At 62.8% G+C, this 26,688-nt stretch carries 22 protein-coding genes; 9 read left to right on the forward strand and 13 right to left on the reverse strand.

Going from position 1 to position 26,688, the window contains the following annotated elements:
- Positions 1-30: 30 nt before the first annotated feature.
- Positions 31-1,119 carry an isochorismate synthase gene (locus BH682_RS05390; RefSeq protein WP_075832351.1) on the reverse strand — a complete coding sequence of 363 codons (1,089 nt, stop codon included), beginning with the start codon at positions 1,117-1,119 and terminating at the stop codon, positions 31-33.
- Positions 1,120-1,164: 45 nt separating this feature from the next.
- A complete protein-coding gene (locus tag BH682_RS05395; protein ID WP_003945900.1) occupies positions 1,165-1,632 on the reverse strand; it encodes a universal stress protein in 468 nt (155 codons plus the stop codon).
- A gap of 100 nt (positions 1,633-1,732) precedes the next feature.
- Here BH682_RS05395 and BH682_RS05400 point away from each other — a divergent pair, with 100 nt between their 5' ends.
- The gene (locus BH682_RS05400; RefSeq protein WP_075832353.1) at positions 1,733-2,911 is read left to right on the forward strand and encodes a glycoside hydrolase family 3 N-terminal domain-containing protein; all 1,179 of its coding nucleotides are present in this window, start codon (positions 1,733-1,735) and stop codon (positions 2,909-2,911) included.
- A gap of 72 nt (positions 2,912-2,983) precedes the next feature.
- Positions 2,984-3,583, forward strand: a complete 600-nt coding sequence (locus tag BH682_RS05405; RefSeq protein ID WP_003945885.1) for a TetR/AcrR family transcriptional regulator — start codon at positions 2,984-2,986, stop codon at positions 3,581-3,583.
- 116 nt (positions 3,584-3,699) lie between these two features.
- On the opposite strand, the gene BH682_RS05410 is transcribed toward BH682_RS05405, so the two are convergent.
- Both BH682_RS05410 and BH682_RS05415 read right to left on the reverse strand, forming a co-directional pair.
- A complete protein-coding gene (locus tag BH682_RS05410; RefSeq protein WP_007734551.1) occupies positions 3,700-4,563 on the reverse strand; it encodes a MaoC/PaaZ C-terminal domain-containing protein in 864 nt (287 codons plus the stop codon).
- Positions 4,563-5,909 (reverse strand): 3-oxoacyl-ACP reductase, encoded by a 1,347-nt coding sequence (locus tag BH682_RS05415; RefSeq protein WP_063314949.1) that lies wholly within the window; start codon positions 5,907-5,909, stop codon positions 4,563-4,565. Before BH682_RS05415 ends, BH682_RS05410 begins: the two co-directional genes overlap by 1 nt.
- A 130-nt stretch (positions 5,910-6,039) precedes the next feature.
- On the opposite strand from BH682_RS05415, the gene BH682_RS05420 reads away from it, so the two are divergent.
- Positions 6,040-7,395 (forward strand): acetyl-CoA C-acetyltransferase, encoded by a 1,356-nt coding sequence (locus BH682_RS05420; protein ID WP_003945465.1) that lies wholly within the window; start codon positions 6,040-6,042, stop codon positions 7,393-7,395.
- Positions 7,396-7,689: 294 nt separating this feature from the next.
- Complete coding sequence (locus tag BH682_RS05425) at positions 7,690-9,930, forward strand: VanW family protein (protein WP_075832355.1); 2,241 nt, start codon at positions 7,690-7,692, stop codon at positions 9,928-9,930.
- 4 nt (positions 9,931-9,934) lie between these two features.
- On the opposite strand, the gene BH682_RS05430 is transcribed toward BH682_RS05425, so the two are convergent.
- The 3 genes from BH682_RS05430 to BH682_RS05440 all read right to left on the reverse strand — a co-directional run bounded on the left by BH682_RS05430 (position 9,935) and on the right by BH682_RS05440 (position 11,734).
- Positions 9,935-10,918 (reverse strand): LLM class F420-dependent oxidoreductase, encoded by a 984-nt coding sequence (locus BH682_RS05430; RefSeq protein WP_007734562.1) that lies wholly within the window; start codon positions 10,916-10,918, stop codon positions 9,935-9,937.
- Positions 10,919-11,003: 85 nt separating this feature from the next.
- Positions 11,004-11,492: a hypothetical protein gene (locus tag BH682_RS05435; protein WP_075832357.1), complete on the reverse strand. Its 489-nt coding sequence runs from the start codon at positions 11,490-11,492 to the stop codon at positions 11,004-11,006.
- The gene (locus BH682_RS05440; protein ID WP_007734566.1) at positions 11,489-11,734 is read right to left on the reverse strand and encodes a helix-turn-helix transcriptional regulator; all 246 of its coding nucleotides are present in this window, start codon (positions 11,732-11,734) and stop codon (positions 11,489-11,491) included. Before BH682_RS05440 ends, BH682_RS05435 begins: the two co-directional genes overlap by 4 nt.
- Before the next feature lie 65 nt (positions 11,735-11,799).
- On the opposite strand from BH682_RS05440, the gene BH682_RS05445 reads away from it, so the two are divergent.
- Positions 11,800-12,378 carry a nucleotidyltransferase family protein gene (locus BH682_RS05445; RefSeq protein ID WP_054187985.1) on the forward strand — a complete coding sequence of 193 codons (579 nt, stop codon included), beginning with the start codon at positions 11,800-11,802 and terminating at the stop codon, positions 12,376-12,378.
- A gap of 877 nt (positions 12,379-13,255) precedes the next feature.
- Entirely contained in the window at positions 13,256-13,792 is a 537-nt protein-coding gene (locus tag BH682_RS05450; protein WP_054781872.1) for a hypothetical protein, read from the forward strand.
- 1,434 nt (positions 13,793-15,226) lie between these two features.
- Here BH682_RS05450 and BH682_RS05455 read toward each other — a convergent pair.
- Together BH682_RS05455 and BH682_RS05460 are read right to left on the reverse strand one after the other, a co-directional pair.
- Positions 15,227-17,239 (reverse strand): YhgE/Pip domain-containing protein, encoded by a 2,013-nt coding sequence (locus BH682_RS05455; RefSeq protein WP_058039138.1) that lies wholly within the window; start codon positions 17,237-17,239, stop codon positions 15,227-15,229.
- Between the two features lie 5 nt (positions 17,240-17,244).
- A complete protein-coding gene (locus BH682_RS05460) occupies positions 17,245-17,967 on the reverse strand; it encodes an ATP-binding cassette domain-containing protein (protein WP_054826521.1) in 723 nt (240 codons plus the stop codon).
- Between the two features lie 179 nt (positions 17,968-18,146).
- On the opposite strand from BH682_RS05460, the gene BH682_RS05465 reads away from it, so the two are divergent.
- A complete protein-coding gene (locus BH682_RS05465) occupies positions 18,147-18,779 on the forward strand; it encodes a hypothetical protein (protein WP_223304492.1) in 633 nt (210 codons plus the stop codon).
- Between the two features lie 86 nt (positions 18,780-18,865).
- On the opposite strand, the gene BH682_RS05470 is transcribed toward BH682_RS05465, so the two are convergent.
- From BH682_RS05470 to BH682_RS05485, 4 genes are all read right to left on the reverse strand, one after another.
- On the reverse strand, positions 18,866-20,701 hold the full coding sequence (locus BH682_RS05470) for an acyl-CoA dehydrogenase (protein WP_007734578.1): 1,836 nt from the start codon (positions 20,699-20,701) through the stop codon (positions 18,866-18,868).
- An 89-nt stretch (positions 20,702-20,790) separates the two neighbouring features.
- Positions 20,791-21,423 (reverse strand): class I SAM-dependent methyltransferase, encoded by a 633-nt coding sequence (locus BH682_RS05475; protein ID WP_007734580.1) that lies wholly within the window; start codon positions 21,421-21,423, stop codon positions 20,791-20,793.
- Positions 21,424-21,444: 21 nt separating this feature from the next.
- Positions 21,445-23,928 (reverse strand): FtsX-like permease family protein, encoded by a 2,484-nt coding sequence (locus BH682_RS05480; protein ID WP_075832359.1) that lies wholly within the window; start codon positions 23,926-23,928, stop codon positions 21,445-21,447.
- On the reverse strand, positions 23,928-24,710 hold the full coding sequence (locus BH682_RS05485) for an ABC transporter ATP-binding protein (RefSeq protein WP_051649487.1): 783 nt from the start codon (positions 24,708-24,710) through the stop codon (positions 23,928-23,930). The genes BH682_RS05480 and BH682_RS05485 overlap by 1 nt, the downstream gene beginning before the upstream one ends.
- Positions 24,711-24,819: 109 nt before the next feature.
- Between BH682_RS05485 and BH682_RS05490 the strand changes: the two genes are divergently transcribed.
- Positions 24,820-26,058, forward strand: a complete 1,239-nt coding sequence (locus BH682_RS05490; protein ID WP_223304493.1) for a sensor histidine kinase — start codon at positions 24,820-24,822, stop codon at positions 26,056-26,058.
- A complete protein-coding gene (locus BH682_RS05495) occupies positions 26,046-26,687 on the forward strand; it encodes a response regulator transcription factor (protein ID WP_003945784.1) in 642 nt (213 codons plus the stop codon). Before BH682_RS05490 ends, BH682_RS05495 begins: the two co-directional genes overlap by 13 nt.
- The last annotated feature ends 1 nt before the right edge of the window (position 26,688 follow it).

Here is a 26,688-nt window from a genome sequence, read left to right on the forward strand (position 1 = left end):
ATCCGGACGATTACCCTCGTGACGTGCTGGTCAGTCGAGGGTTTCGGCACCAAGCGCGGTCAACAGAGTGCGCAGTTTCGTGGACGTCTCGTCGAGTTCGTCCTGCGGATCCGATTCGGCGACGATTCCGCCACCCGCGCTGGCCCAGGCAGTGAAGCCGTCTGCACCGATCTCGGCGCAGCGGATGGCAACCACCCAATCGCCGTCACCGGCCTCGTCGCACCATCCCACGGCGCCGCCGTAGAAACGCCGAGGTTCCTCGGTCTCGCGGATGACCTTCAGTGCCGCGTCAGTGGGTGTTCCGCACAGCGCGGGCGTCGGATGCAGCGCGATGGCGAGGTCGAGCGCAGTAGTGTCGTTTCGCAGCGTGCCGCGGATCGGGCTGGCCAAGTGCCAGACCTCGTGAGTATTGGTCAGTTCGGGAGTTGCCGGCACCGACAGATCACTGCACATTGGTTGCAGGACCTCGCGGATCCACGACGTCACGAAGGCGTGCTCGGCCAGATTCTTCGTCGAATGCAGAAGGCTTTCGCCTGCCTCGCGGTCTTGATCGGCGTCGGCGGATCGCTTGGTGGTCCCGGCCAACGGGCGACACGTCACGACGCGCCCGCGTCGACTGACCAATACTTCGGGCGTCGCGCCGACCAGGCTGTGGCCCGCGAATTCGGCTCCCGCAGCAGAGAGGTCGACGGCAAAGGTGTTGGCGACGGGATTGAGCGCCGCCATGCGTGCGGCGAGCGCGGTTGGGGAGATCGGGGTCTGCGTGCGAAGTTCCACAGTGCGAGCCGCGACAACCTTGTCGATCTCTCCACTGCGGAGGCGTCCGATCAACTTTTCCACTCGACGAAGATGCTCCGACGACGACGGGATCTCCCGGTCAACCCGGGTCGTGGGCAGGGCCTGGGGATCGCGCGGTTGCCACGGCCGCGACGCGATCGTCGCCTCGGCGGGTTCGTACAACGCCGTTGCGGCAGCCGGGTCGAAGGGGAGCGCTCCGACGATCAGCTTTGTCGTACCTGCCGACAGAGCGTGGGTGGCCGCGTCGGAGCTGTCGAAGCTGCGTCGTACGCCGCGGGTGACCACGCTGTGATCGGGGCGCGAGAGAACAAAACCGTCCATGGTGCTTTCGACACTAGTCGGCCACGGATCAGGAATGCGCGAAGGTCACTTCCCCGGAGGGACGATCAACACCGGCCGATGACTGTGACGCAGAACATGATCCGCGACGCTGCTCTGCAGTAGCGACCGCAAACCCGTGGTGCCGCGGGTGCCGGTCACGATGATGTCGACGTCCAATTCGTCTGCGGTTTCGCAGATTGCAGACCAGATCGCGGATCGGCACTCGGCGCTTCTGCCTTCGACGGTCAGGCCTGCGGCCTCGGCCAGTGCGACGCCCTCGGCGAGGGTGACTTTGGCGTCGGTGTACGCGATGTCCTCGACGTCGTCGTCGGGAACCCACTCCGGTTGCATCACCCCGGACAGGCCGGACATGCGAGCGGCCTGGCGAACCATGGGTTCCCAGGCAGTGACGAGAACAGCACGATTGGCGGAGAGGAAACGCCCCGCATAGTCGACTGCACGCTTGGCGTTGTCGGAACCGTCGTACGCGATGAGCATCAGACCTTGTGGCATCACGACCTCCTCGTCAGCGGGGAATCGGTTCTCTTCCAGGCTACCGTCCCGATGTGCCCGTGAGGGAGTGTATGGGTACCGGGTCCGTTACGGTCGAGGTATGCGGATCAAGTTTCTGAAGGCTGCGACGACCATTGCTTTGTGCGGAGGGTTGGTTGCGGGATGCTCGGGCGAAAACGGGACCGCCGATCCGGTTTCGAGCGCCCCGACCAGCACCAGCACCGAGATCACGTCGACGCCTGCGGCATCGAGCTCCGCACCCGTCGCCGCGTCGTGCGGTAGTGACCTTCTAGCCTCGCTGTCCTTGCGTCAGAAACTTGCCCAGCTGCTCAACGTCGGCGTCACCGGGACCGACGACGCATTGTCGATAGTGCAGAACGAGGAGATCGGCGGCATCTTCGTCGGAAGTTGGACCGATCAGTCGATGCTCACCAATCGTGAAGTGCCGCAGGTTGCTTCGGCGTCGAAGTTGCCGTTGATGGTGACGATCGACGAAGAAGGTGGACGAGTTTCCCGCGTCGCGGACATCCTCGGGCCCGATCCGTCGGCCAGGGAAACGGCGCAGACCATGACAGTGGAACAGACGTACCAGATGGCACTCGAGCGTGGACGCGGTTTGAAGGATCTCGGGATCACCGTCAACTACGCACCCGACGTCGACGTCAGCAGCCAACCCGACGACTCCGTGATCGGGGACCGCTCGTACTCCGACGACCCCCAGACCGTGGTTGCCTACGCCGGTGCGTACGCGCAGGGGATGCGCGACGCCGGAATCTTCCCGGTGATCAAGCACTTTCCGGGGCACGGCAGCGCGTCGGGTGACTCGCACCGCGGCGAGGTGACCACGCCGCCGCTGCAGGATCTGATCGCGTCGGACCTGATTCCCTTCCGCGAGCTGTCGGGAACCGGAGTCGGCGTCATGATGGGGCACCTCGAGGTTCCCGGTCTGACCGAGCCCGGTACCCCTGCCAGCATCAGCCCCGCAGCCGTTGCGTTGCTTCGCGACGGAGTGGGTTACGGCGCAGCGCCGTTCACCGGCCCGGTGTTCACCGACGACCTCAGCGGCATGCAGGCGATCACCGACCGATACGATATTGCCGACGCGGTTCAGGCTGCGCTGGTGGCTGGAGTCGATCAGGCATTGTGGCTGACCACCGACGACGTTCCGCGGGTTCTCGATCATCTCGAGCAGGCCGTCGCGTCGGGTGAGCTTCCGCAGACGCGGGTCGATCAGGCCGTGGTCACAGCTGCCGCTGCCAAAGGTGCCGTGACCTGCTGAGTCGAAGTCAGGATTCGACGCACAATCTTACCGTAGAGTAAGATCGACATTTACCCTGTGGTTGGAGGAAGCATGGCCGGCGGTACCAAGCGACTGCCACGCGCAGTGCGTGAGCAGCAGATGCTCGACGCGGCTGTGGACGTGTTCTCCGACAGGGGATTTCACGAAACTTCGATGGACACCATCGCAGCCAAGGCCGAGATCTCGAAGCCGATGCTGTACCTGTACTACGGCTCGAAGGAAGAGTTGTTCGCGGCGTGCATTCATCGTGAAGGGCTCCGCTTCCTCGAAGCGCTCGCCCCGGCGGGCGCGCCGAACCTGACTCCGCGTGAACAATTGCGCGCCGCTCTCGAGGGCTTCCTCGGGTTCGTGGGCGCAAACCGCAAGTCGTGGATGGTGCTCTACCGTCAGGCCGTCGGGCAGCAGGCTTTTGCGGGCACCGTGCAGTCCAGTCGCGATCGGTTGATCGAGTTGACCGCGCATCTGCTCGAGTCCAGCACCAAGGATCCTGATGCCGCGCACGACTACGGGATCATCGCCATCGCGCTCGTCGGTGCCGGTGAGGCGGTAGCGGACCGGGTCGCGGGTGGGGAAATCGAAGTGGATGCTGCAGCGGATCTACTCGAATCCCTCGCGTGGCGCGGTCTGTCGGGCAAGAAGAAGTCCGAATAGCCACCCAGTCACATCGCGTGAACGTATCGCTCCCCTTGTTGAACAGGGGGAGCGATACGTTCACACTGTCGGGGCGGGGTCGGAAACGCACCAGCCCAACCCAGTTCAGTCCTAGGTCAGCGCAGCGTCGCAGTGACGTGCGGGTAACCCTTCTTCGGGTGGCGCAGTGACAGATCCCAGCCGTCGTCGGTGCGATCAGCGTAGGCATTCAGCGTCGCCGGTAGCAGAATCGGCTTCCCGAAACGCACGCTGTACGTGACCTTGTCCGCGACGGACCCCTCGACGGTCCGCAGAACTGCCGCGGCACTCCACATTCCGTGAGCAATGGTCTTCGGGAAACCGAAAGCCTTCGCGCCCAGAGACGAGACGTGAATCGGATTACGGTCGCCGGAGACAGCGGCGTACTTGCTGATCGTGGTCTGGTCGACGCGGATGGTGCTCATCGGCATCGGGGGGACCTCGTCGGCCTTGGGCTCCGGACCGGGCTGGCCGGACAGGGAGGTCTTCTGCTGGTTCAGGAAGCTCGAGGTCTGTCGCCAGACCAGTTCCCGTCCCACCCGAATTTCGGTGATCACGTCGATCAGCAGGCCCTTGCGGTGCTCACGCAGGTTCTCGGCATGCACCGAGAGGTCAAGCGGTTCGCTGACGGAGATGGGCCGCAGTGATTCGATGACGTTCTCGGCGTGAACGGAGCCGACGGCGGCGAAGGGGAAGTCCTTCGACACCATCAGCTTCATCACGGTCGGGAAGGCCAAGGTGAAGGGGTAGGTGATCGGCAGAGTGTCGCCGAACCGCAGTCCGGTCACGCGGCAGTACGCCGCCAGATTGTCGGTGTCGACCTTCAGTCCGGTGAGGGTGAAGGTCTGCTGTGGCACCGAGCGCGAGTTGGACTTGTTCCACGGCAACAATCCCAGTACCGCGCGGGAGTAGATGTCGAGGGTCTTCGGCTGCTCGGTGAGCGCGACGGTCTTTGTTGCCATCATGCGCCCAGGAGGCTCTGGCCGCAGACGCGAACGACCTGTCCCGTAACGGCATTGGAGGCCGGGCTGGCGAAGTATGCGACGGTCTCGGCGACGTCGACGGTCTCGCCGCCCTGCAGGAGCGAGCTCATGCGGCGGCCGGCTTCGCGGGTGGCGAAGGGGATGGCTGCGGTCATGGCGGTCTCGATGAAGCCCGGTGCGACGGCGTTGATGGTGATGTTCTTCTTCGCCAGGACGGGAGCTTCGGCGTGTACGAGGCCGATGACGCCGGCCTTGGAGGTGCCGTAGTTGGTCTGGCCGCGGTTGCCCGCGATGCCGGCGATGGAGGAGACGTCGACGACGCGGCCGCCTTCCTTGAGAGCGCCCTTCTCGACGAGGTGCTCGGTGATCTTCTGCGGTGCAAGAAGATTGACGTTCATGACCATGTTCCAACGGCCCTCGTCCATGTTGGCGAGGGTCTTGTCGCGGGTGATGCCGGCGTTGTGGACGATGATGTCCGCTCCACCGTGACGCTCGAGGAGGTGAGCTGCGAGGACCTCGGCTGCGTCGGCTGCCGTGACGTCGAGGGCGAGGGACGTGCCGCCGACCTTGTTCGCGGTCTCGGACAGCGCTTCGCCGGCGGCCGGGATGTCAGCGCAGACGACGTGCGCGCCGTCGCGGGCCAGGACCTCGGCGATGGTGGCGCCGATACCGCGGGCTGCGCCGGTGACGACGGCAACCTTGCCTTCGAGCGGCTTGTCCCAGCTTGCGGGCGCGACGGAATCTTCAGTGCCGACGACGATGACCTGGCCGTCGACGAAGGCGGACTTTGCCGAAAGGAGAAAGCGCAGAGTCGATTCCACGCCGGAGAGTCCGGTGGATGCCTTGGGGGAGACGTAGACCAGCTGAGCGGTGGAGCCGCGCTTGATCTCCTTGCCGACGCTGCGGGTGAAGCCTTCCAGAGCGCGCTGCGCGACATGCTCGTCGACGCTCGACGTTTCTTCCGGCGTCGTGCCGAGAACGACGACGCGAGCCGACGGTGCGAGGTTGCGGATTACGGGCTGGAAGAACTCGAACAGCTGCTCGAGCTCGCTGACCTGAGTGATTCCGGTGGCGTCGAACACGAGTCCACCGAAGCTGCTGTCGTGTGCCTGAGCCGCCGGGTAGTCGGAGAGCAGTACGCGAAGTGGTTCTGCGAGTCGACCCTTGCCGCCGATGAGGACAGGTCCGGCGAGTGCGGGTTCTCCTGCTTTGTATCGACGCAGGTTCTCGGGCCTGGGCAGGCCGGCCTTCGACGCGATGAATGCGCCGGGGGCGGACGAGAGGAACTGTGAATAGAGGTCGGGAGCTCCCTTGCTGGCTGCCACGGTCCTACCTTCTGTTGTGTTTCGGGTTGTCTCTCACCGGGCAATCGAAAGAATGCGGCGATAGACAAGTAACTTACTACTGAGTAAGAATAGTCTTCAACAGGTAATCGCACCATCCTTGGAGACGCAAGTGACAAGCAAAGCCCGTTCAAATGCAAAGCCCGCCGCACCGCGCACTGCACCGGCCGCAGCCGCTGCAAATTCTGCAGGTCAGCGCCGTCCGGTTGCGATCGTCGGCGGAAATCGCATTCCGTTCGCACGCTCGGACAAGGCGTACGCACAGGCGTCCAACCAGGACATGTTCACTGCGACGCTCGACGGTCTGGTGAGCCGATTCAATCTGCAGGGCGAGAAGCTCGGCATGGTCGTCGGCGGTGCGGTGCTCAAGCACAGCCGTGATTTCAATCTCATTCGCGAGTCCGTTCTCGGCAGCGCGCTGAGCCCGTACACGTCGGCGTACGACCTTCAGCAGGCGTGTGGCACGGGACTGCAGTCGATCATCGCCGTCGGCGACGCCATTTCGGCCGGCCGCATCGATTCCGGCATCGGCGGCGGCACGGACACCACGTCCGACGCCCCGATCGGCGTCAACGATCAGGCGCGCGAGTTCCTGCTCTCCCTCAATCGCGCGAAGTCCACGGGCGACCGCATCAAGCTGCTCGGCAACGTCCGTGCGGGCATGCTCGGCCTGGAAATTCCGCGCAACGGCGAGCCTCGCACCGGCAAGTCGATGGGTGACCACGCTGCGATCACTGCCAAGGAATTCGGCATCAAGCGCGAGGACCAGGACGAACTTGCCGCTGCCAGCCACAAGAACATGGCAGCTGCCTACGACCGCGGTTTCTTCGACGACCTCGTCACCCCGTTCCTCGGCCTGACCCGCGACGACAACCTCCGTCCCGGTTCGACCGTCGAGAAGCTGTCGACGCTCAAGCCCGTCTTCGGTACCAAGCTCGGCGACGCGACGATGACGGCAGGCAACTCGACGCCGCTCACCGACGGCGCTTCTGCAGTGCTCCTCTCCACCGACGAGTGGGCAGCCGAACGCAATCTTCCGGTTCTGGCGCACCTCGTCGATTCCGAAACCGCTGCCGTCGACTACGTCCACGGCAAAGACGGGTTGCTCATGGCTCCCACGTACGCGATCCCGCGTTTGCTGGCCCGCAACGGTCTGACCTTGCAGGACTTCGATTACTACGAGATCCACGAAGCCTTCGCTTCGGTGGTTCTGGCAACCCTGCAGGCCTTCGAGTCGGACGAGTACTGCAAGGAACGTCTCGGCCTCGACGGCGCATTGGGATCGATCGACCGAAGCAAGCTCAATGTCAACGGATCGTCCTTGGCTGCAGGTCACCCGTTCGCGGCAACCGGCGGACGTATTGTGGCTTCCCTCGCAAAGATGCTCGCGGAGAAGGGTTCGGGCCGCGGCCTGATCTCGATCTGTGCGGCCGGTGGCCAGGGTGTCACGGCGATCATCGAGCGGTAACCGCTCCACAATCTCCCCATGCGACTGAAAACTGCGCTCACCTGCAGTGATCGTCGCGAGGGGATGCGTAATCGGGGATCCGGCCACGAGGGGTGGCCGGATCCCCGAACTCTTTGCAAACTTTTTCGCGCAGGCGTGTAACGCTGCAGAATAGCTACCGATATTCATGACAGCCCCGTGTTGCTGCCTGACCCCCGACCTGGCAGCAGCGCGGGGCTCTCGTATGTCCGGATATCCTGTATTGAGTTGTCGGTGAGCGCCGCAGCGACGGTTGATGCAGCGAGGAGCCAACAGGTGAGTGACGAAGAGGGTCCGTCCGTCGAGAAGACGAACAGCGAGGACTCGTCCCTCCCGGAACAGGAACTCGAGTCGGTCGAGGAACCTCAGGCGGTCGAAGAGACCGAGTCGGTCGAGGAAACGCAGTCGGTCGAGGAACCCCAGTCGGTCGAGGAACCCGAGGCCCCTGAGGACACCGAGGCCGTTGTCGAGGCTGAATCAGTAGAACCTGAACCAGCCGAAGCACCAAGGCCTGTCGACGAAGAAGCAAGCGATTCCACGGAAGCGACAGTCGACGAATCGGCAAACGAGGTCACCACCGTCATCCCTGTCGTCCCAGCGGAGGACGCACCGCCGACGGAATTGGTCGACTCGGCTCCGGCGACAGAAGCCATCGACGAGCAGACAGAGCAGTTCGAGCCCCCGGCAGTGGTGGTTCCCCCGAAGCCGCCGCGTCCCGAGTTCGTGCAGCAGTACGACACCCAGCAACTCGAACCCATCCAGCAGCAGTACGAGCCTGTTGTCCGAGAACCAGAGGTAGTTGCACCCCCGGCGCCGCAACAACCGGTGGCGCCCGCTTCGCAGTCTTCCCGCAAGTGGGTCAAACCGGCGATAGCAGTCGGCGCCATCTTTGCCGTCGCAGCGATTGCCTACGGAGTGGACATCTTCACCTCGTCCGGGAAGACACCACGCGGCACTCAGGTTGCCGGGGTGGACATCGGTGATCTCACGCCCGCCGACGCGGAAGCCACGCTGCGCGCCCAACTCGGCCCGAGGCTCGTCGAACCGGTAGCGGTATATGCAGGCGGCGTCGACTCCGAGATCGTTCCCGCGTCTGCGGGTGTGGACGTCGACTGGTCGGCGACGCTGTCGGGCGTGAACGCTCAGCCCATCAACCCGATCACCCGCATCACGTCGTTCTTCGGCTCCCGCGAGGTGCCCGTGGTGTCGGCAATCGACCAGGGTGCGTTGGATGCGTCGATGGCGCAGCTCGCGGCGAACAGCGATCGTGCTCCCGTCGAAGGTGCAGTCGTGTTCGAGAACGGGAAGGCGACTGGTGTTTCGCCCGCTGCCGGTCAGGCGCTCGAAACGCAGCAGGCGGGTTCGACCTTCGCCGCTGAATGGTCCGATGGTGGCGTCGTCGATCTTCCGGTCGACGAGGTTCCGGTGACGGTCACTCAGGCCGGTGTCGATCGTGCGCTGCAGGAGATCGCTATTCCAGCTGTCTCGGGTGACGTCGTGGTCAACGGCCGTGACGGCAAGGTCGCGACACTCGGCGTCGATCAGATCGGCGAGGTTCTGACCTTCACACCCGACGGCTCGGGTGGGCTGACTCCGCAGTACAACACGGATGCTGCGATCAAGATTCTGACTCCGCAGTTGGCGTCGACGGAAGTACAACCCAAGGACGCGTCGTTCACCTTCGCCGGTGGCAAACCGTCGGTTGTGCCCGGTGTCGTCGGTGATCTGATCAACTGGCCGGACACGGTCAAGGAACTTCCGGTTCTGTTGGGCAGCACGGCTTCTCGGGCAACGCCCGCCGTTTACGGACCGGTCCCGCCGGCGTTGACCACCGAAGCCGCGGAGGCCCTCGGCATCAACGAGGTGATCGGCGAATTCACTACCGGTGGTTTCGAATACGCGTCTGGTGTGAACATCGGCCTGGCCGCGTCGGAGATCGACGGGGCCGTGATCAAGCCCGGTGACACGTTCTCGCTCAACGAGTACACGGGCCCGCGCGGTGCGGCGCAGGGATACATCGAGTCGGGGATCATCAACAACGGTCGCCCGGACAAGGCTGTCGGCGGCGGTATCAGCCAGCTCGCGACGACGCTCTACAACGCGACGTATTTCGCAGGTATGGAGGACGTCGCGCACACCGAGCACAGTTACTACATCTCGCGGTACCCCGAGGCTCGTGAGGCGACCATCTTCGATGGTGCGATCGACCTGCAGTTCCGTAATCCGGCGAAGACCGGCGTGATGATCGAGACGATTGCGACGTCGTCGAACATCACCGTTCGGATCTGGGGAACCAAAACTGTCGATGTCACGTCGACGACCGGCCCGCGGACGTCGCCGACGTCGCCGAACACCGTGACCTTGCCGGAGGGGCCTGGCTGTGTGGCTTCGAGCGGTGCGCCCGGGTTCACGGTCAGCGACACTCGCGTGATCACCGACCACGCGAGTGGCGCCGAGATTTCCTCGAACACCCGAACCGTCAAGTACGACCCGGTGCCGATCGTGAAGTGCGAGTAGGGAACTACTTGCCGACGAGCGGGCCGAGGGTGCGGCCCGCGAGGTCGACGATGCCTGGCTCTTCGCCGTTGGTGATCAGGTTGATCACGACGCCGTCGATGCCGTGGTCGAGGATGCGCGTCTGAACCTGCTCGGCGACGTCGTCCGGGCTGCCGACGAAATGGCGTTCGGTGGCCTTGGCGACCACGTCTTCCGGCGCCGTGGTGATGTCGAGGCCACGCTCCGCGAGAAACGTTCGCTGATGGGCGCGAGCCTTGTCGCCGTCCTCGTCGATCATCATGAACGTGAGGAAGCTGGTCTCGAGGGTTGCGGGATCGCGACCGGCTTCGTCGCAGCGTGCCGCAAGTGCTTCCATCTTGCGCGGCAGTTCCGACGGGTCGCAGATGATGTTGAGGTGATCCGCGAAGCGAGCGGCGAGGCCGAACGTCTTTTTCTCACCGCCACCGCCCAGCAGGATCGGCAGGTCGTCGCGGACGCGAGGCTCGTTGATGGCGTCCTTGACGTGGTACCACTTGCCGTCGAAGGTGGGGCGATCACCGCGGAGCATCGGCGCGATGATCTGCAGTGCTTCGTCGAGTTTCTGGAAGCGCTCGGTGAACGTTCCGAACTCGTATCCGAACGAATTGTGTTCGAGTTCGAACCAACCGGCGCCGATGCCCAGGATGGCCCGACCGCCGCTCACCACGTCGAGGGTGGTGACGGTCTTGGCGAGCATGGGCGGATTGCGGTAGGTGTTTCCCGTGACCAGTGCAGACAACTGGATGGTCTCGGTGGCCGTCGCCAGCGCGGAGAGCGCCGAGTAGGCCTCGAGCATCGGGGCGTCCGGCGCTCCGATTCCGGGGAGTTGGTAGAAGTGATCCATCACGAATGCAGTGTCGAAGCCTGCGGCTTCGGCTTCGCGGGCCTGCGCTATGACGGTGGGGAAGAGGTCCTTGACCGGACCGCCGTAGCTGAAGTTGGGCATCTGGTATCCGAGGCGAGTGCTCACCGTTTCGACGTTACTCGCGATCGGTTGACCTGGCACGATTTTACCAACTCTATGGATTCCGTTGTGCTGGGCAGACTTCCGGAATTCAGAGAAGTTCTTCGGCCTCGTCGCGTCGCTTGGCGCGCTGCTGGTGAAGTTTGACGACTGCGATTGCGATGCCACCGCCGATGATGGCGCCTACCAGCGCGCCGACCCAGGTTGACGATTCTTCGTACGAATCGAATTCGAGACGGGCCATGATTCCGACAGCGGCCACGAGGTAGAGCGCGATGCTGATCACCACGCGAGGGCGGCCGTAGGTGGACAGCAGGTACACGTCCACATCGCGGCGCTTCGCATAGATGATCGTGATCAACGAGCCGAACAACGCAACGATCAGCAGGGCGAGCGAGATCCACGCCCCTGTTCGGCCGGCGACCCAGGGCAGAATCGCCGAGCTGACGAATATTGCCCAGAAGACACTCTGGAGTCCCACCGCCGAGGCTTCGTTCCAGACGTCGCGCTGACGCTCGTCCTTGTAGAAGTCGTCGTCCAGATCTCCGACGAACCGCATTGCCTTCATCATGGTGCTCATGCCGTCTCCTCTGGAATTTCTGTGGTGAGTTCCGATTCGGGTAAGGGGAAGAGCGCTTCGACGGTGGTCCCCAGCGCCAGGGCCAGGCGAAGTGCCAGGTAGACACTCGGTGCATAGTCGCCGCGTTCGACGGAGACGATGCTCTGTCTGCTCACCTGACCTGCCGTGGCCAGTTGCGCCTGGGTGAGGCCGGCGAGGCGTCGGTGCTCCCGCACGTTGTTGTCGCCAGCCTTTCCAGTCATGCAAAAAGTAAAGAATACTTGTCACTAGATGTCAAGTTTGCTTGTCATATGAGAGGCTGAAGAGCATGCGTGAACGATTTCTCGAGATCGCCCTGGCCAATCCGGTGGTCGCAACGATCGTGGATCGTGCGCCGAAGCTGGGATTGCCGGAGTGGTACCTGACGGCGGGTGGGCTCTTCCAAACCGTCTGGAATCACATCGACGGCCGTGACCTCGGCGCCGGGATCAAGGACTACGACCTCTTCTATTTCGACGCCGGCGATCTGAGCTACGACGCGGAGGACCGTGTGATTCGTTCGGCGGCAGAACTGTTCGCCGATGTGGATGCCGATGTCGAAGTACGCAACGAAGCCCGCGTGCACCTGTGGTACGAGCAGCATTTCGGGATTCCCGGCGTTCCGTTCACCAGTTGCCGCGACGCTGTCGACCACTTCGCTTCCACAACTTGCTGTTTCGGGATCACCAAGGGATCGGATGGGACCTTGGACGTGTATGCCCCGCATGGATACGACGATCTTTTCGACATGATCGTCCGCCCCAACCCGGTGCTGGCGCCGAGAGAGGTTTACGAGGCCAAGGCAGCACGGTGGCGCAGGGAATGGCCTGCGCTGACCGTGGAGCCTTGGCCGGAGACGCTGACCTAGACTTCGATCGGCGGATGCAGCCTGTCCATGGTCCATCGCCGATTTCGGCGTGAGAGGCGTGTCTTCCCTGGTCGCAGTGCGTCCGCCACGGCCACGAACTGTGGCCGATCCGTGTCGACCCTGCTGTCTCGTCCGTCCGTGCATGGAGACAACCGGCCGGATTCAACGCATCCAGCTGTAGTTCTGGTAGTTGAACCCCCGCAAGACCTTGCGCCTTTCGGAATCGTCTGCGCTAATTTCACGAACTTTCAGTGTGCTGCGACGTTCATCCATGATTGTCTGGGTCCCCTCATGGTGAAAATCTCTTCCGATATTTGGTGGATTGTTTCTAATACTTTACGTCTAATTCTTTAGTGCTAATAAGGTTTCTCCAATGTGAATAGCAATCATCACTAACAAATGAACATTCTACGGTGAAAGTGTGGTTTGTCTATGTGACTTTTCGTGCAACGTGCGATATATCGGAATATTTTCTGCTCGACGACTGTCGTGGCTTTTCAAACTTCTCGACTATTTGGATTGTCGGTTTAAACGCTTTGCATTCGATGCTCGAAATTTCATTGAGAAAAATATCGAGGTTGGAAGAAAAATTTCTAGAACCTGTTCCCGGATGGACAAAATGTGAGTACAGTGACTCACGTCACCAGAGCTTCGGGTCCTGTTCAATGCGAGCTCTCACCAGGGCATTCCCTTTTAGGGAAAGCTGTAGCCCTGCGAGCAGGGCCATAAATGCGAAGTTGGCGATAGCCCCGAAGGTAGTAGGTCGGTTGGTGATAAGAGATGGTCAGAACAGATCGGGTTGGAGCGTTAAGGACTCCGCGCTCTCGCCTATGAATTGAACGCCTGGGGTCTATCAATTCAACCGAAGGAAGAACTCGTGAAGTTGACTGCCAAGAATTCCGTCAGAGGTGTCCTGCTCGGTACCGCAGCCGGTGCGATGGTGCTCGCCGGAACCGGTATTGCATCCGCTGCCACCGTCGGCGCTGCTGGCTCCGCCGTAACTCTTTCCGCATCCTCTGCGTATCAGGTATGTGGCAATTTCTACGTCGGCCCGGACGCCCACGTGGCGGGCGTGCCTTCTGGTGCCAAAGCGGTAGTGGGCGCCCAGGTCACTGGCAAGCTATACAGCTCATCCTCCAGCACGACTCCGATCACGACCTTCACCGCCACAACGAATGCCGCGGGTGGATGGTGCATGCAGGGTGACTCGGCGATGGCTAGCACCGTGACGAGCGGTGGTGAGGTCAGGATGTCCACCGACACTCCGACCGTGTTGGACGGCACAACAACTCGCACAGGGCAGTGGTCGGGCGGCGGGGCGGACGCCGTCATCGATGCAGGGGAGTTCCTCCTCCATGGCAATGCGTTCATCTTTTCGGATAGGGCCTCGAAGGTGAACTTCTACTACCAGTAAGTCGATCGGCTGCAAGGTTGATCGTAAGAACCTGGACGGGTTGGAGTGCGGGTCTCCGTGCTCCAACCCGTTCGCCGTATGACGCCGTGTTGCGAGTTCGGGTGTGTGTTTCGGCAATTGTGACAATGGGCGCGGGTGTCGCCAGGGAGATGGCGAATGCTGCTTCGGCTGTGACGAATGCAGGCCTGTCTCTGCGGCTTTGTCTCGCAGCCTGCTCGATGTAATTCGGTCGTCCGGCACGGATTGGACGGCATCGGTATCGTCTCGAAGTCATGGCTTATGGGCAATCGCCGTAAGGTTGGCTCGCAATCAATTCTTGTGCCACCGAATAGTGTTCGTGAAGCCGTGATCGGGAAGTTGGCTGCGCGACCTGAATCCGTGATTCGGGTGGCTTTCTGATCCTGCAAGCGGTTCCATCTCGCTTTCGGTGCAAAATTTCTAGTCCTAAAGATTTAATGAACCGAACTATAGTACTAGGACTTTAGTGCTAACTAAATGAATTCCATCTATGGCAAGAAAAATTCCTAGAACGAGTTCCTAATTTGCAAATTTTGGGTACAGTTGTCGGCACCACGAGGAGTTGCGGGCTTCCCCAAAACCTCGCTTGGCAACCACTGTTGTGCCGGATAAACCGACCTGGCCCCGCGCCACAGTCAGAGCAATTACCTACTGGAAACGGAGTAACAAATGTTAGGTCAGTTCATGGCCCTCCTGCGGGCATTTATCCCGTCCTTTGCAACATCGTTAGGCGACGGGCTTGATGGATTGAACGCCATCTCGCTCGACATGTCCGCGAGTGGAGGAGAGGGCTGATGGGATCCGTGCAGCAAGGTACCGCGTCGCTGGGGCAGACCGTAGAACAGATGCTTCCGATGTTATTTACATATCTGATGGATATCCCGCTCCAACTGTCATTCGGTTACCCCCGGTGACCCTGTTCAATCTGAGGAGAAACTAGATGTCGCTCAACGCAATGAGCACGGACCTGGCTGAACTTGCAACCATGACGTTCTACGCCCTTAGGTTTCCGCTTCAACAATTCCTTGTCGGACTCTCGTAAAGAAGGGTGAACTCATGTCGTCTGATTTCTGGACCGGAAGTGTCAAGAACACGCTAGCGTTTTACGGGCTGACGTTGGTCGGGTTGTGGACCGCATCAATGGAAGGCGGCGGGTGGGCAAGCCTCGATCGATGAGCGCGAAATAGAATATTCGACGTGAGCTGATCGGCAGCTCCGACGATATCTGAGATAGCCGAATGCAGACCCTGTCGTAAAGGTTCCTGGCAGGGTCTGCATCACGTGCGAGGCAGCTTCAAAACATGATCGTCCGCCCCTCCCGGTGCTGGCGCCGCGAGAGGTTTACGAGGCCAAGGCAGCACGGTGGCGCAGGGAATGGCCTGCGCTGACCGTGGAGCCTTGGCCGGAGACCCTGACCTAGACTTCGATCGGCGGATGCAGCCTGTCCATGGTCCATTGCCGATTTCGGCGTGCAGCAAGTGAACTGGCCCCGAGTGAGGCGACGAGAAGGCCGCCGAGGACGGCGATCGAGACCCACAGCCTCGAGTCGATGCCGCCGACGGTGAGTTGTCGAAGCCCGTTCACCGCGTAGGTCATGGGGTCGAACGGGTGGATGATCTGGAACGGTTTCGCGGTGGTTTCCACGGGATAGATGCCGCCGGCCGAAACCAGTTGCAGCATCAGGAACGCCAGGGTGATCACGCGTCCGACGGAGACTCCGAAGATGGCGTTGAACGCCTGGATCAACGCCATATACGTGGCAGTGATGAGCATCAGGAATCCGACGGTGCCGAGGGCGTGCGTGGGGTGCAGGCCAACGGCGAAGTGCACGACCAGGTACATCACGATCACCTGGCAGATGCCGATGAGCAAGGCCGGCCAGTACGAGGCGAGGACCACTCGCAGCGCGCCGAGTCCGTTTGCGATAGGCCGGTTCTGGAGCGGCTTGAGCAGCATCCAGGTGATGATGCCGCCCACGAACAGTGCGAGGGGCAGGAAGAACGGAGCAAAACCGGTACCGAAGGTGCTTGCCCGGTTCTCGTAGGTCTCCTGCAGCTCGACCGGACTGGAGAGGGTTTGAGCGGTTGCTGTTCTCTGCTGATCGGTCCAACTGGGAACCTGGCCGGCGCCCTCGGTGAGTTTGGTTGCGAGTTCGGCAGACCCGGCACGGAGTTGCTCGGTTCCGTCGGCGAGTTTGGCTGCACCGTCGGAGAGTTGGACGCTGCCGTCGGTGAGTTGAACCAGTCCACTGCTGAGGGTTTGAGCGCCGTCGTTGACTTGCTGACCGCCGTCACGCAGCTGTACCAGGCCGTTGCGGAGTTCACCGCCGCCGTTGGCCGCGGCGCTGAGCCCGGCGCGGAAGGTGCTCGAGGGATCGTCGAGTTGGTAAGCGAGTTGTTGTGCGCCGCTCTTGAGTTCGCCCAGTTGACCCATGGTCGCTTCGCCGAAGCCCTGAGTGCGCAGCATGTCCTGGGCAGGCGCGAGGGCGTTGGCGATCTGTTGGCTGACGGGATCCGGGTTCAGTCGAAGGCTGGCCACTGCCTGACCGACCAGCTGTGCGACGTCTGCTTGTGTGTTCCCGAGTACGCTCAGCTGGTCGACGACCTGGGTGACGCCACCACTGAGTTGGCTTGCGCCGTCGCCCAGTTGGACGGCCCCGAGATCGAGCTGCCCCAAACCGTCGGTCAGTGCGAGGACACCGTCCGTGGCGGTATTGATACCGGTCGAGAGTTGCGCTGTACCGCCGGCAAGAGTGGCTGCGCCGTCACGTGCGGTAACCATGTTGTCGGCCAGCGTTTTCGAGCCCGACGCCAATTCGCCGGCTCCGGCGTTGGCAGTGTTCACTCCGGCCGAGAGCTGGAGTGCTCCGTCGGCGGCCTGCTTCAAACCTGCACCCGCGTCGGTCAATCCGACCAGGACCGTCTCGACGGACTGCGCGCCGATCTTGTCGCTGACTTGACTGAGGACCTGCTGGGCGGCGTTTTGGCCGATGATGGTGCCGAGGTAGTTGTTGACGTCGTTGAAGGTGAACTGCAACTGAGCTTTGTGGGGGTCCTTGGTCGTCGGGGAGGCCACGGCCTCGCTGAAATTCTCAGGCAAGGTGAGAGAGAAGTAGTACGTGCCGTCCGAGACTCCCTGAGCGGCTTCCTGCTGTGAGACCAGGTGGAGATCGAGCTCACCGGAATCGAGCAGCGCTTGGCTTACCTCGTCGCCCGCGTTGAGTTCCTGACCCTGCACCATCGCACCGCGGTCTGTGTTGACCAGCGCGACGGGGACCTTGTTGACCTCACCGAACGGATTCCAGAAGGCCCACAGGTACATCGCGCCGTACAGCAGTGGCATCAAGATGATGGTGACGAGTGCGATCCTGGGCATCGCGCCGCGGGAGAACCGCTTGAGTTCGGTTCCGAGAGACATTCCAGCGAGCATCGCGGTTACCTCGCCCCTTCTTGGTCGGGATTGGTGACTTCTTGGAGCAGGGTGACGGCATCGATGGGTGATCCGTCGGGCAGCGGGTTGACGGTCGACGCGATGATGGTCTGGTAGCTCCCCATCTCGACCAGTCGCTCGACGAGGTATGCACGTTCGGAGTCACGCCGCACCTGTTCGAGATCGTCGACGACCAGCAAGGCCGGCTTCTTCGTGTTCGCGACGGCGATACGCAGCAGGGTCGCCTCGAGTTCCCCGAGATCGCTGACGTATCGGCCGAGCGCAGGCAACGGATGATCGCCGAAGACGGGAGCGCACACCGCTTCGAGTTCGCGGTCTCCGGCGCGTCCGACGAGTTTGTACCAGGGAGCATCCCAGCGAATTTGTTCGGTGATCAGATCGCGGACGGTGACGGACTCGGCAAGCTCGTCGATGTCCTCGAACCCGGCGATCCCGGCGATCTCGAAGATCTCTCGGGGACGCGTTCGACCGAAGACGGACAGTGATCCGGAACTGGCTTTCATTCGCCCGCTGAGTGTCAGAAGTAAGGACGTACGTCCTGAACCGGCCGAGCCTTCGAGGATGGTCACACCGCCCGCACGAATCTCGAGATTGACGGGTCCGAACACCGGCCCCCATGGGCCGTCGAGCGCCAAGTCCGTGGCGGTCAATGCCAGGTCAGGGGCGTAATCGGGTTGTGCGTGCTCTGGTGCGACCACGATGATCACCTGTCTGTTGATCTACTCGGCCTTCGAAAGAACCGAGTGCTGGTTCAGTGGACGTTCGTGCTCACCCAATCACATCGGTAGCGGGCGAGCTGTCCCATGAATGGGATGTGTCGGACACGTCCGGCAACTTGGAGACCGAACGGTATGTATTCTGTTGGAAACGGAACGGGGGAGTCGAGGTGCCGGTTCGTAGACGCGGGATGTGCGCGGTGCTGGTCATGGCCACCCTGTCGGTTGTCTCCTGTGCCGGTGAGCGCGAGTCGCCCCCGTTCGTGTCGAGCGAAAGGCTTTTCGAGTTCACCGGTCGCAATGTCGGACCCTTGACGGTGCCGCCCTTGCCCTCCGATCGGCACGAGTCCGAAGCAGCGCCATACGGAGCCATCACCCTGTCCGGTGGGTGGAGCGGCGCAGCCAATGTCTCGCTGCCTGGATCCGTCACGTGTTTCGAGCACAACTGGGCGGATTCGCTGCCCGCCGGTCACCGTCAGTGGGCCTACGAGGTGCACACGAGTTCCTTCTACGAGTACGACGGCGGCGGCGAATATCCGGGACGTGATTTCCAGTTGCAGGTCTACGTGAACGAGAAACCCGAACCAGGTCAGCACGGGTCCGCGATCATGAAGTTCTCGGATCAGAGCGGACAGTTCGTGTCCTTCGGCGGTGGCGACGACAAGTCCGTCGAAATAGTCAGTTCTCCGGACCGCAGGCGCGTGGCGCTTTCCCTGGCGGGTACGGCGGCACGACCGGGCGAGCAACCGACGACGTCGGTACTGTCCGCGCAGATCAGTTGCCCGACCATCGAGCGCAGATGACACCAGTCACCACCGAGTGCCGACAACCGAAAATGCCGGCCCCGAAACGTTCTCGGGACCGGCACTTTTCATGAATCAGGAACGAATCAGAATGCTGCTTCGTCGATCTCCATGATGTCGTTCTCGGTGTTCGCGATGATCTCGCGTGAAGCGGTGAGCTCGGGCAGGACGTTCTTGGCGAAGAAGGACGCGATGGCGACCTTGCCCTCGTAGAAGCCCTTGTCCTTGTCGGAAGCGCCGTTGTCGAGTGCTGCGAGAGCAATCTCGGACTGGCGGAGCAGCTGCCAGCCGATGAGCAGGTCGCCGACGGACATCAGGAAGCGGACGGAGCCGAGGCCGACCTTGTACAGCTCGGTGGGCTGCTCCTGAGCTCCCATGAGGAAGCCGGTGAGCGTGGCAGCCATGGCCTGGACGTCTTCGAGTGCGGTGGCGAGCAGTGCGCGCTCCGCCTTCAGACGACCGTTGCCGGCTTCGCTGTCGATGAAGGTCTTGATCTGTCCCGCAACGTGAGCGAGCGCGACGCCGCGGTCACGAGCGATCTTGCGGAAGAAGAAGTCCTGAGCCTGGATGGCCGTCGTGCCTTCGTACAGCGAGTCGATCTTGGAGTCGCGGATGTACTGCTCGATCGGGTAGTCCTGCAGGAAGCCGGAGCCACCGAGGGTCTGCAGGCTGTCCGTCAGGTACTGGTACGCACGCTCGGAGCCGACGCCCTTGACGATCGGGAGCAGCAGGTCGTTGACGCGGAACGCGGTGTCCTTGTCTGCGCCCGAGACGAGCTGGGCGACAACCTCGTCCTGGTGTGCTGCGGTGTAGAGGTACACCGCGCGCAGGCCTTCGGCGTATGCCTTCTGCATTGCCAGGCTACGACGCACGTCGGGGTGGTGCGTGATGGTCACGCGCGGTGCTGCCTTGTTGGTCATCTGGGTCAGGTCTGCGCCCTGCACGCGCTGCTTGGCGTAATCGAGAGCGTTGAGGTAACCGGTGGAGAGGGTGGCGATTGCCTTGGTGCCGACCATCATTCGAGCGTGCTCGATGACGTCGAACATCTGGGCGATGCCGTTGTGGACCTCGCCGACCAGCCAGCCCTGTGCGGGGATGCCGTGTCCGCCGAAGGTGACCTCACACGTGGCGGAGACCTTCAGGCCCATCTTGTGCTCGACGTTGGTGACGAAGACACCGTTACGCTCGCCGAACTCTTCGGTCTCGAAGTTGAAGTGCGTCTTCGGGACGAAGAACAGGCTCAGGCCCTTGGTGCCCGGTCCGGCGCCTTCGGGGCGAGCGAGAACGAGGTGGAAGATGTTCTCGAACAGGTCGTCCGAGTCGGCCGAGGTGATGAAGCGCTTGACGCCCTCGATGTGCCAGGAGCCGTCGTCCTGCTTGATCGCCTTGGTGCGTCCGGCACCGACGTCGGAGCCGGCGTCGGGCTCGGTGAGGACCATCGTGGCGCCCCATCCGCGTTCGACGATGGTGGCTGCCCACTTCTTCTGCTCTTCGGTGCCGTTGTTGAACAGCACGTCCGCGAAGGCGGGTCCGGCCTGGTACATGTGCGCTGCAGGCTGTGCGCCCAGGATCAGCTCACCGATGGCCCACACGACGGAGCGGGGAACCGGCACGCCGCCGACCTCTTCGCTCAATCCCATGCGGTACCACTCGGCATCCCACAGAGCCTTGAACGACTTCTTGAAGGATTCCGGAAGTGCAACGGTGTGCGTCTCGGGATCGAAGACAGGGGGGTTGCGGTCCGCATCGGCGAAAGATTCGCCAAGCGGTCCCTCGGCCAGGCGTGCGACCTCTGCCAGCATGTTGCGGACAGTGTCGGCATCCAGGTCGCCCCAAGCGCCTTCGCTCAGTGGCTTCTCCAGTCCGAGAACCTCGAAGAGGTTGAACTCCAGGTCCCGAACGTTGCTCTTGTAATGGCCCATGTCTTCTGCTTCTCCCAGTGAGGTGGTGCGGTCCAGCACTCCTAGTACCGCCCGAAGTTTATTACTCGTCGGTAACTTAATACATGTTACTAGCCGTTCTTTGCATTGCCAACACCGGATTTGCGTCCGATGACAAGCGCGTCGACCGCGATTCCCGTTTCGGTGTGCCTGTGGGGATTTCCGGCGATCTCGAACTCGAGCTTTCCGCGGAACTCCTGCATCAATTCTTCTGGTGTGTAAAGGATTTCGGGATCTTGCGGCCCGCCGACGCCGTAGTCGATGTTGCTTCGGTCGTGACCCAAAATCATGAGGATTCCGTCAGGTTTCAGAGAATTTATGGCACGGTTCACAACCAGGGTGCGTTGTGGTGCGGGCAGATGAAGGTAAAGAAGCAGGGCCAAGTCGTATCCCTGCCCGTTCCTCGAGGCGTAATCCGCGACGGTGACGTCGCCGCATCGGTAGTCGAGCCGGTCGAGAACCGATCGGGGTGAGCGGGCCGCGATCGTGCGGGCTTTCTCGATCGCGACGGCCGAGTAGTCGATGCCGGTGACCTCCCAACCGCGAGTCGCGAGCCACAACGCGTTACGGCCCTCGCCGCACGCCAGGTCCAGTGCCTGGCCGTGGGGGAGGGCCGTCGCGTATTCCACCAGCAATTCGTTGGGAGGAGCGCCCCAGACGAGCTCGGTTTCTTCGTACTTCTTGTCCCAGGCCGCCGCATCCATAGATGACGACGGTAGTGCCACTCAGTGGTTACGCACTCCGTCCATCGGGTTCTTGCGTAGAGCGGCGCGCGTCGGGATCGCGATGGAGACAAATCCCAGAACAGCGGTCACCGCGACGATGGAACCGTAAATCGCCGGTGAAATCGCCGGGATCGGCTGCCCGGACACCGCTACGGCAATGCCCATCAGAGGCGGCAGGGCGATCAGTGATCCGACCACGACGGCGATTCCCACCACCATCAACGACTCGATGCGCATCATTGCTCGGACCTGCCTCGTCCGCGAGCCCACCAGTTGAAGGAGCGCGAACTCGCGGGAACGCTCGGCAGTGGCGGCGACCAGGGTGTTCACGACTGCGACTGCGAGATAGCCGAGCAGGACGAGGACGGCGAGGATGCTGACCCACGACTGCATACGGCGCTGATCTTCGCCCGCGGCCCCGAACTGGTCCTGGTTCATCGCGGCGATCGAGGGGAACGAGCGCAACGACTGCTGGACTTCGGCCGACCGTCCGGGTTCGGCAGCAACCAGAACGGTGTCGATCAGAGCGTCGGTGGAGTGCTGACGCAAAGTCTCGATCGGCATGGTCACGTCCCCGAATCCGAGGCCGCGACCATATTTTGCGACGACCATGGGATGTACCAGTGTTCCGTCACCCAGATAGAGGTCGACGCGCTGGCCTACCTTGGCTCCGAGGGTGAAGGCGCCGTCTTCGCTCACGGCAACGGTATCGCCGGTCAGAGCGCTGAGGTCGCCCTCGGTCACCGCGAGATCGAGGGTCGCGTCGGCGCTGGCGGCGTCGATGCCCTGGGCCGCGATCGCGCTGTCGGCTGAGCCGCCTTCCTCACCGCTGGGTACCGGGAGGACTTGACTGCGGACCACCGGGTTTGCCGCACTCACTCCGGGCACCGATGCGATCGACTCGAGGAGCGAGGGAGCGATACCGGCCGGTGCGCCGACGATCAGGTCGGCGGTGACGCCCTTGATCGACTGGTTGGTCGCCTCGGCGGCGACGGTGCTCTGGCTGAAGAACTGCACCGAGCCCAGTGCGATTGCGAGAGCCAACGGAACAACCGCCGACGAGAGCCGTCTCGAATTGGATTCGGCGTTGGCGGCAGCGAGAACTTTGGACGCCGACCCACTGCGGCGCAGCGGACCGCCGATCACCTTGATGATGCCGCGCACCAAGAAGGGGCCGAGCAGCGCGACCGAGAAGATCAACAACAGTGCGCTCGAACCGGCTCCAGCGGCCGCCACGCTGCCGGGCAGGAAAGCAGGGAGGACGCAGGCGCTGAGGCCGGCGGCGCCGAAGATCAGCCCGGTGACGATGCGTCCGCGGCTCAGTTTCGCCGGGCCGCTTTCGGATTCGCGAAGCGCTTCGACGGGGTCGAGCTTCGCCGGTCGTCTTGCCGCGATCGCCGCTGCCGCGCGGGCAGTGAGTACGCAGATCAGGAGAGCTGCGATCGCCGGAAGCGGGCTGTACGCCAGCGCGAAATCGGTGGGCATGACCCCGGCGTCGGCGAACTGCGCGCCCAGTACTCGGGCGAGCAGGTATCCGGGCACCGCGCCGAGAGCTGCCGCCGCAGCAGCAACGAGCAGCACTTCACGTCCGATCATGACGTGCACTTGCCGCGTGGTGGCCCCGATTGCCCGCAACAGAGCGAACTCTCGGCGCCTGGCGTTGATCGAGAGCGACAGCGTGCTGGAAACGACGAACATACTGACCATCAACGCGAGACCGGCAAACGACGCGCAGAGCACGATCAACTGCGTCCGCGCGGCACCGGCGTCGAGGAATTCGATGCCTCCGCGTGCAGTGCCGGTCGAGACCTCCGCACCGGTTCCGGCGAGTGCATCGTGGGCGAGAGCGGCAGCATCCACGCCTTCGGGAGCGATCAATCCGACTGCGGTGACAGCGTTCTGGTGCGGCCACAACCGTTCGGCCTCTGCGTCGTCGAGGAAGACGAGTGCCGGACGGTCGGGTGACGGCACCGAAGCCGAATCAGCTGTGCCGACGACGGTGTACTCGTCCGTTACCGCGCCGTGAGCCAGCGTGATTCGCTCGCCGAGCGCGGCGCCCGTGGTCGAGACCACCTCGTCGCGGCTCTGCGGAGCGCGCCCCTCGATGAGCGAGTACGGCGCCAATTGTGCTGTTTCCCAAGGATGTGCGTCGAGTACGACGCCCTCGGCGGTGCTGACGGGGACGGAGATGTCGGGAACCACGGTGACATCGAGTGCGTCGAGCTTGCGGACCGTATCGCCGGCGAGGAGAACTCGCTCGGCAAAGGGCTGATCGGCGTCTTCCTTGACCTCGAGCGCCTGTGGCGCACTCACGACGGCGTCGGCACCGGCGTAGAGATGTGGTGAGACACCGCCTCGCACTCCCGATTCCAGCAGCACACCCAGACCGCAGGTGAGGAGCGCTGCGCAGAATACGGAGACGAACACGGCGACGAAACCGGAGCGATGCGCTTTCAGGTGCGCAAAGGTGTGCGCTTTCATCATCACCAGTCCCCGAGGTGTGTCATGCGCTCGGCGATCTGCTGCGGGGTCGGGCGGTCGATGTGCCCGACAAGTTTCCCGTCGGCGAGGAACAGCACACGATCGGCGTACGACGCGGCCACCGGGTCGTGCGTGACCATGACGATGGTCTGATCGAACTCGGCGGCTGTCCGGCGCAACAACTCCAGAACCTGCTTGGCGCTACGGGAGTCGAGGGCGCCGGTCGGTTCGTCGGCAAAGAGTGCGTCGGGGTGAGTGACGAGGGCGCGCGCGATTGCGACGCGTTGCTGCTGACCGCCGGACAGTTCGGAGGGTTTGCGCTTTCGGTGTGATCCGAGTCCGACGGATTCCAGGACGAAGGTCAGGTACTGCTTGTCGGCTCGTCGCCCGGCGAGGAGTAGGGGGAGCGTGACGTTCTGCTCGACGTCGAGAGCGCCGAGCAGGTTGTAGGCCTGGAAGACGAAACCGATGTGATCGCGACGGAAGATGCTGCGGGCCTTCGGCTTCAGTTGTGAAATTTCGGTGTCGCCCAGCCACACCGATCCGCTGCTCGGTCGGTCGAGGCCCGCGGCGCAGTGCAGGAAAGTGCTCTTACCTGATCCGGACGGGCCCATCACTGCGGTGAAGGTGCTGCGCGGCAGAGTGAGGCTGACGTTGTCGAGGGCGGTCACGGCGCCGCGGCCGTTGCCGTAGACCTTGCTGACCCCTTCGAGTCGCACGGCAGATGTTCGAGCTCCCGTGGCACCAGGAGCCGGCGGGGCGAGGACCGAGTGTCGATTCTTCATGGGAAGAACGCTATGGAGATTCGCCATTCGTCGACATCCAGCAGAGTCCCGAATCAATGGTGTAGCCAGCTGTAGTGGATCGTGCGGTGTGGTGCGGCATGCTGGGGCAGTGAAGAAGAGAACCAGGGCTGCGGTGTACGTGCTCGTCGAGGGCGCGGCAGCTGTGGTTTCCCTGTTCTTTCTGATGGTCGGTCTCATTCTGTTGTCGCTCTCGATTCTGATCGTCGGCTGGTTGCTGTTGCCGTCGTACGTGCGAGTGCTCCGGTGGTGGGCCGGCCTGGCTCGCAAACGCACCGCTGCGTACACCGGACGCCCTGTTCTGCAGCGATACCCACCGATGCCCAGCAATCCGACATTCGGGGACTGGAGCCGGTTCCTCACCGATCAGTCGACGAGGCGCGACGCGGCCTGGTTGTCGATTCATGGTCTGGGTGCTTTCGTCGCGGCGATGCTGACCATTGCTCTGCCACTCGGTGCGCTCAATGCGATTGCCGTCCCGCTGTACTGGCAGCAGATGCCCGCCGGTGAACCCGTCAACAATCCGTACCCCGTGACGTCGTGGCTGGGCGCTGCCGGAATGCCGTTGATCGGCATCCTGTACTTCCTGATCGCGTGGTGGTTGATCCCCGCGATGGCGAAATGGATCAGCTGGTCGACCACGACTTTGCTTGCGCCGGATACGCGTTCGGACCTCTCGAAGCGCGTCACCGCCCTGACGGCCAGCCGCGCTGCGGCGCTCGACGCGCATTCGGCCGAACTCAAGCGCATCGAGCGGGATCTGCACGACGGAGCGCAGAACCGTCTGGTCGCGGTGGTGATGATGTTGGGGATGGCCGAGCGGTCGTTGCAGAACAATCCGGACCAGGCTCTGCCACAACTGCATCGGGCCCAGGATGCGGCCACCGAGGCGTTGAGCGAACTCCGGACGTTGGTGCACGACATCTACCCGCCGATCCTCGACGAGTTGGGTCTGGAGGGCGCGATCTCGGCGCTCGCCGGGCGCTCCGCCGTGCCCTGCGTACTCGAGATCGACGAGCTCCGCCGTGCCCCGGCTGCCGTCGAGGCTGCTGCGTACTTCGTCGTCGCCGAGGCCTTGACCAACGTCGCAAAACACAGCGGAGCCCGCAGGGTCACCGTCACGGCACGGACGGAGACGTCGGACGACTCGTCGGGTGAGACGATGCTCATCGACGTGATCGACGACGGTCACGGCGGCGCGAACGAACGCCCGGGCGGCGGCGTGGCGGGTATTCGACGCCGGGTCGAGGCTTTCGAAGGAACCGCAGTATTGGAGAGCCCGGAGGGTGGACCGACAACGATGAGGGTGGAACTACCGTGCGGATTCTGATTGCCGAGGACGACGCTCTCCTGCGAGAGGGGCTGGCACTGCTGCTCCGCGGAGAGGGCTTCGAGGTGTCTGCTGTCTCCGACGCCGCGCAGTTCCTCACGGTGTTCGAGGAGACCGCCCCCGACGCCGCGGTGCTCGACGTCCGGATGCCTCCTACTTTCACCAACGAGGGACTTCGAGCGGCGATCGAGGTGCGCAAGCTTCGCCCGGGCTTTCCCGTCCTGGTCCTTTCCGCGTACGTCGAGGATCGCTACGCCGGTGAATTGTTGGCAGGAGGCGCCGGCGGGGTCGGGTACCTGCTCAAGGAACGAGTCGGGAAGGTAGCCGAGTTCGTCGACGCATTGAACCGGGTCGTCGACGGTGGAACGGTGATGGATCCCGAGGTCGTATCCCAACTGATGAGCCGTCGACGCGCCGACGATCCGATCAGATCGCTGACTCCACGCGAGTCCGAAGTTCTCGGACTGATGGCGGAGGGGTTGGGAAATCAGGAAATCGCCAGGAAACTGGTCGTCAGCGACACTGCTGTGAGCAAGCACATAGGAAATATCTTCGCAAAACTCGGCCTGTCGGCTTCCGAAAGCGGGCATCGTCGTGTTTTGGCAGTTCTAGCTCATTTGCGCGCCTGAT

Source organism: Rhodococcus sp. YL-1, from assembly GCF_001942025.1.
Taxonomy (GTDB): Bacteria; Actinomycetota; Actinomycetes; order Mycobacteriales; family Mycobacteriaceae; genus Rhodococcus_F; species Rhodococcus_F qingshengii.

Bases quoted from the DNA above. Each gene is read 5' to 3' on its own strand.
- BH682_RS05440 (WP_007734566.1), bottom strand. From the start codon at position 11,734: ATGACTGGAAAGGCTGGCGACAACAACGTGCGGGAGCACCGACGCCTC.
- BH682_RS05435 (WP_075832357.1), bottom strand. From the start codon at position 11,492: ATGAGCACCATGATGAAGGCAATGCGGTTCGTCGGAGATCTGGACGAC.
- BH682_RS05410 (WP_007734551.1), bottom strand. From the start codon at position 4,563: ATGGCAACAAAGACCGTCGCGCTCACCGAGCAGCCGAAGACCCTCGAC.
- BH682_RS05400 (WP_075832353.1), top strand. From the start codon at position 1,733: ATGCGGATCAAGTTTCTGAAGGCTGCGACGACCATTGCTTTGTGCGGA.
- BH682_RS05455 (WP_058039138.1), bottom strand. From the start codon at position 17,239: ATGCTCGCTGGAATGTCTCTCGGAACCGAACTCAAGCGGTTCTCCCGC.
- BH682_RS05480 (WP_075832359.1), bottom strand. From the start codon at position 23,928: ATGATGAAAGCGCACACCTTTGCGCACCTGAAAGCGCATCGCTCCGGT.
- BH682_RS05405 (WP_003945885.1), top strand. From the start codon at position 2,984: ATGGCCGGCGGTACCAAGCGACTGCCACGCGCAGTGCGTGAGCAGCAG.
- BH682_RS05470 (WP_007734578.1), bottom strand. From the start codon at position 20,701: ATGGGCCATTACAAGAGCAACGTTCGGGACCTGGAGTTCAACCTCTTC.
- BH682_RS05390 (WP_075832351.1), bottom strand. From the start codon at position 1,119: ATGGACGGTTTTGTTCTCTCGCGCCCCGATCACAGCGTGGTCACCCGC.
- BH682_RS05475 (WP_007734580.1), bottom strand. From the start codon at position 21,423: ATGGATGCGGCGGCCTGGGACAAGAAGTACGAAGAAACCGAGCTCGTC.
- BH682_RS05445 (WP_054187985.1), top strand. From the start codon at position 11,800: ATGCGTGAACGATTTCTCGAGATCGCCCTGGCCAATCCGGTGGTCGCA.
- BH682_RS05485 (WP_051649487.1), bottom strand. From the start codon at position 24,710: ATGAAGAATCGACACTCGGTCCTCGCCCCGCCGGCTCCTGGTGCCACG.
- BH682_RS05395 (WP_003945900.1), bottom strand. From the start codon at position 1,632: ATGCCACAAGGTCTGATGCTCATCGCGTACGACGGTTCCGACAACGCC.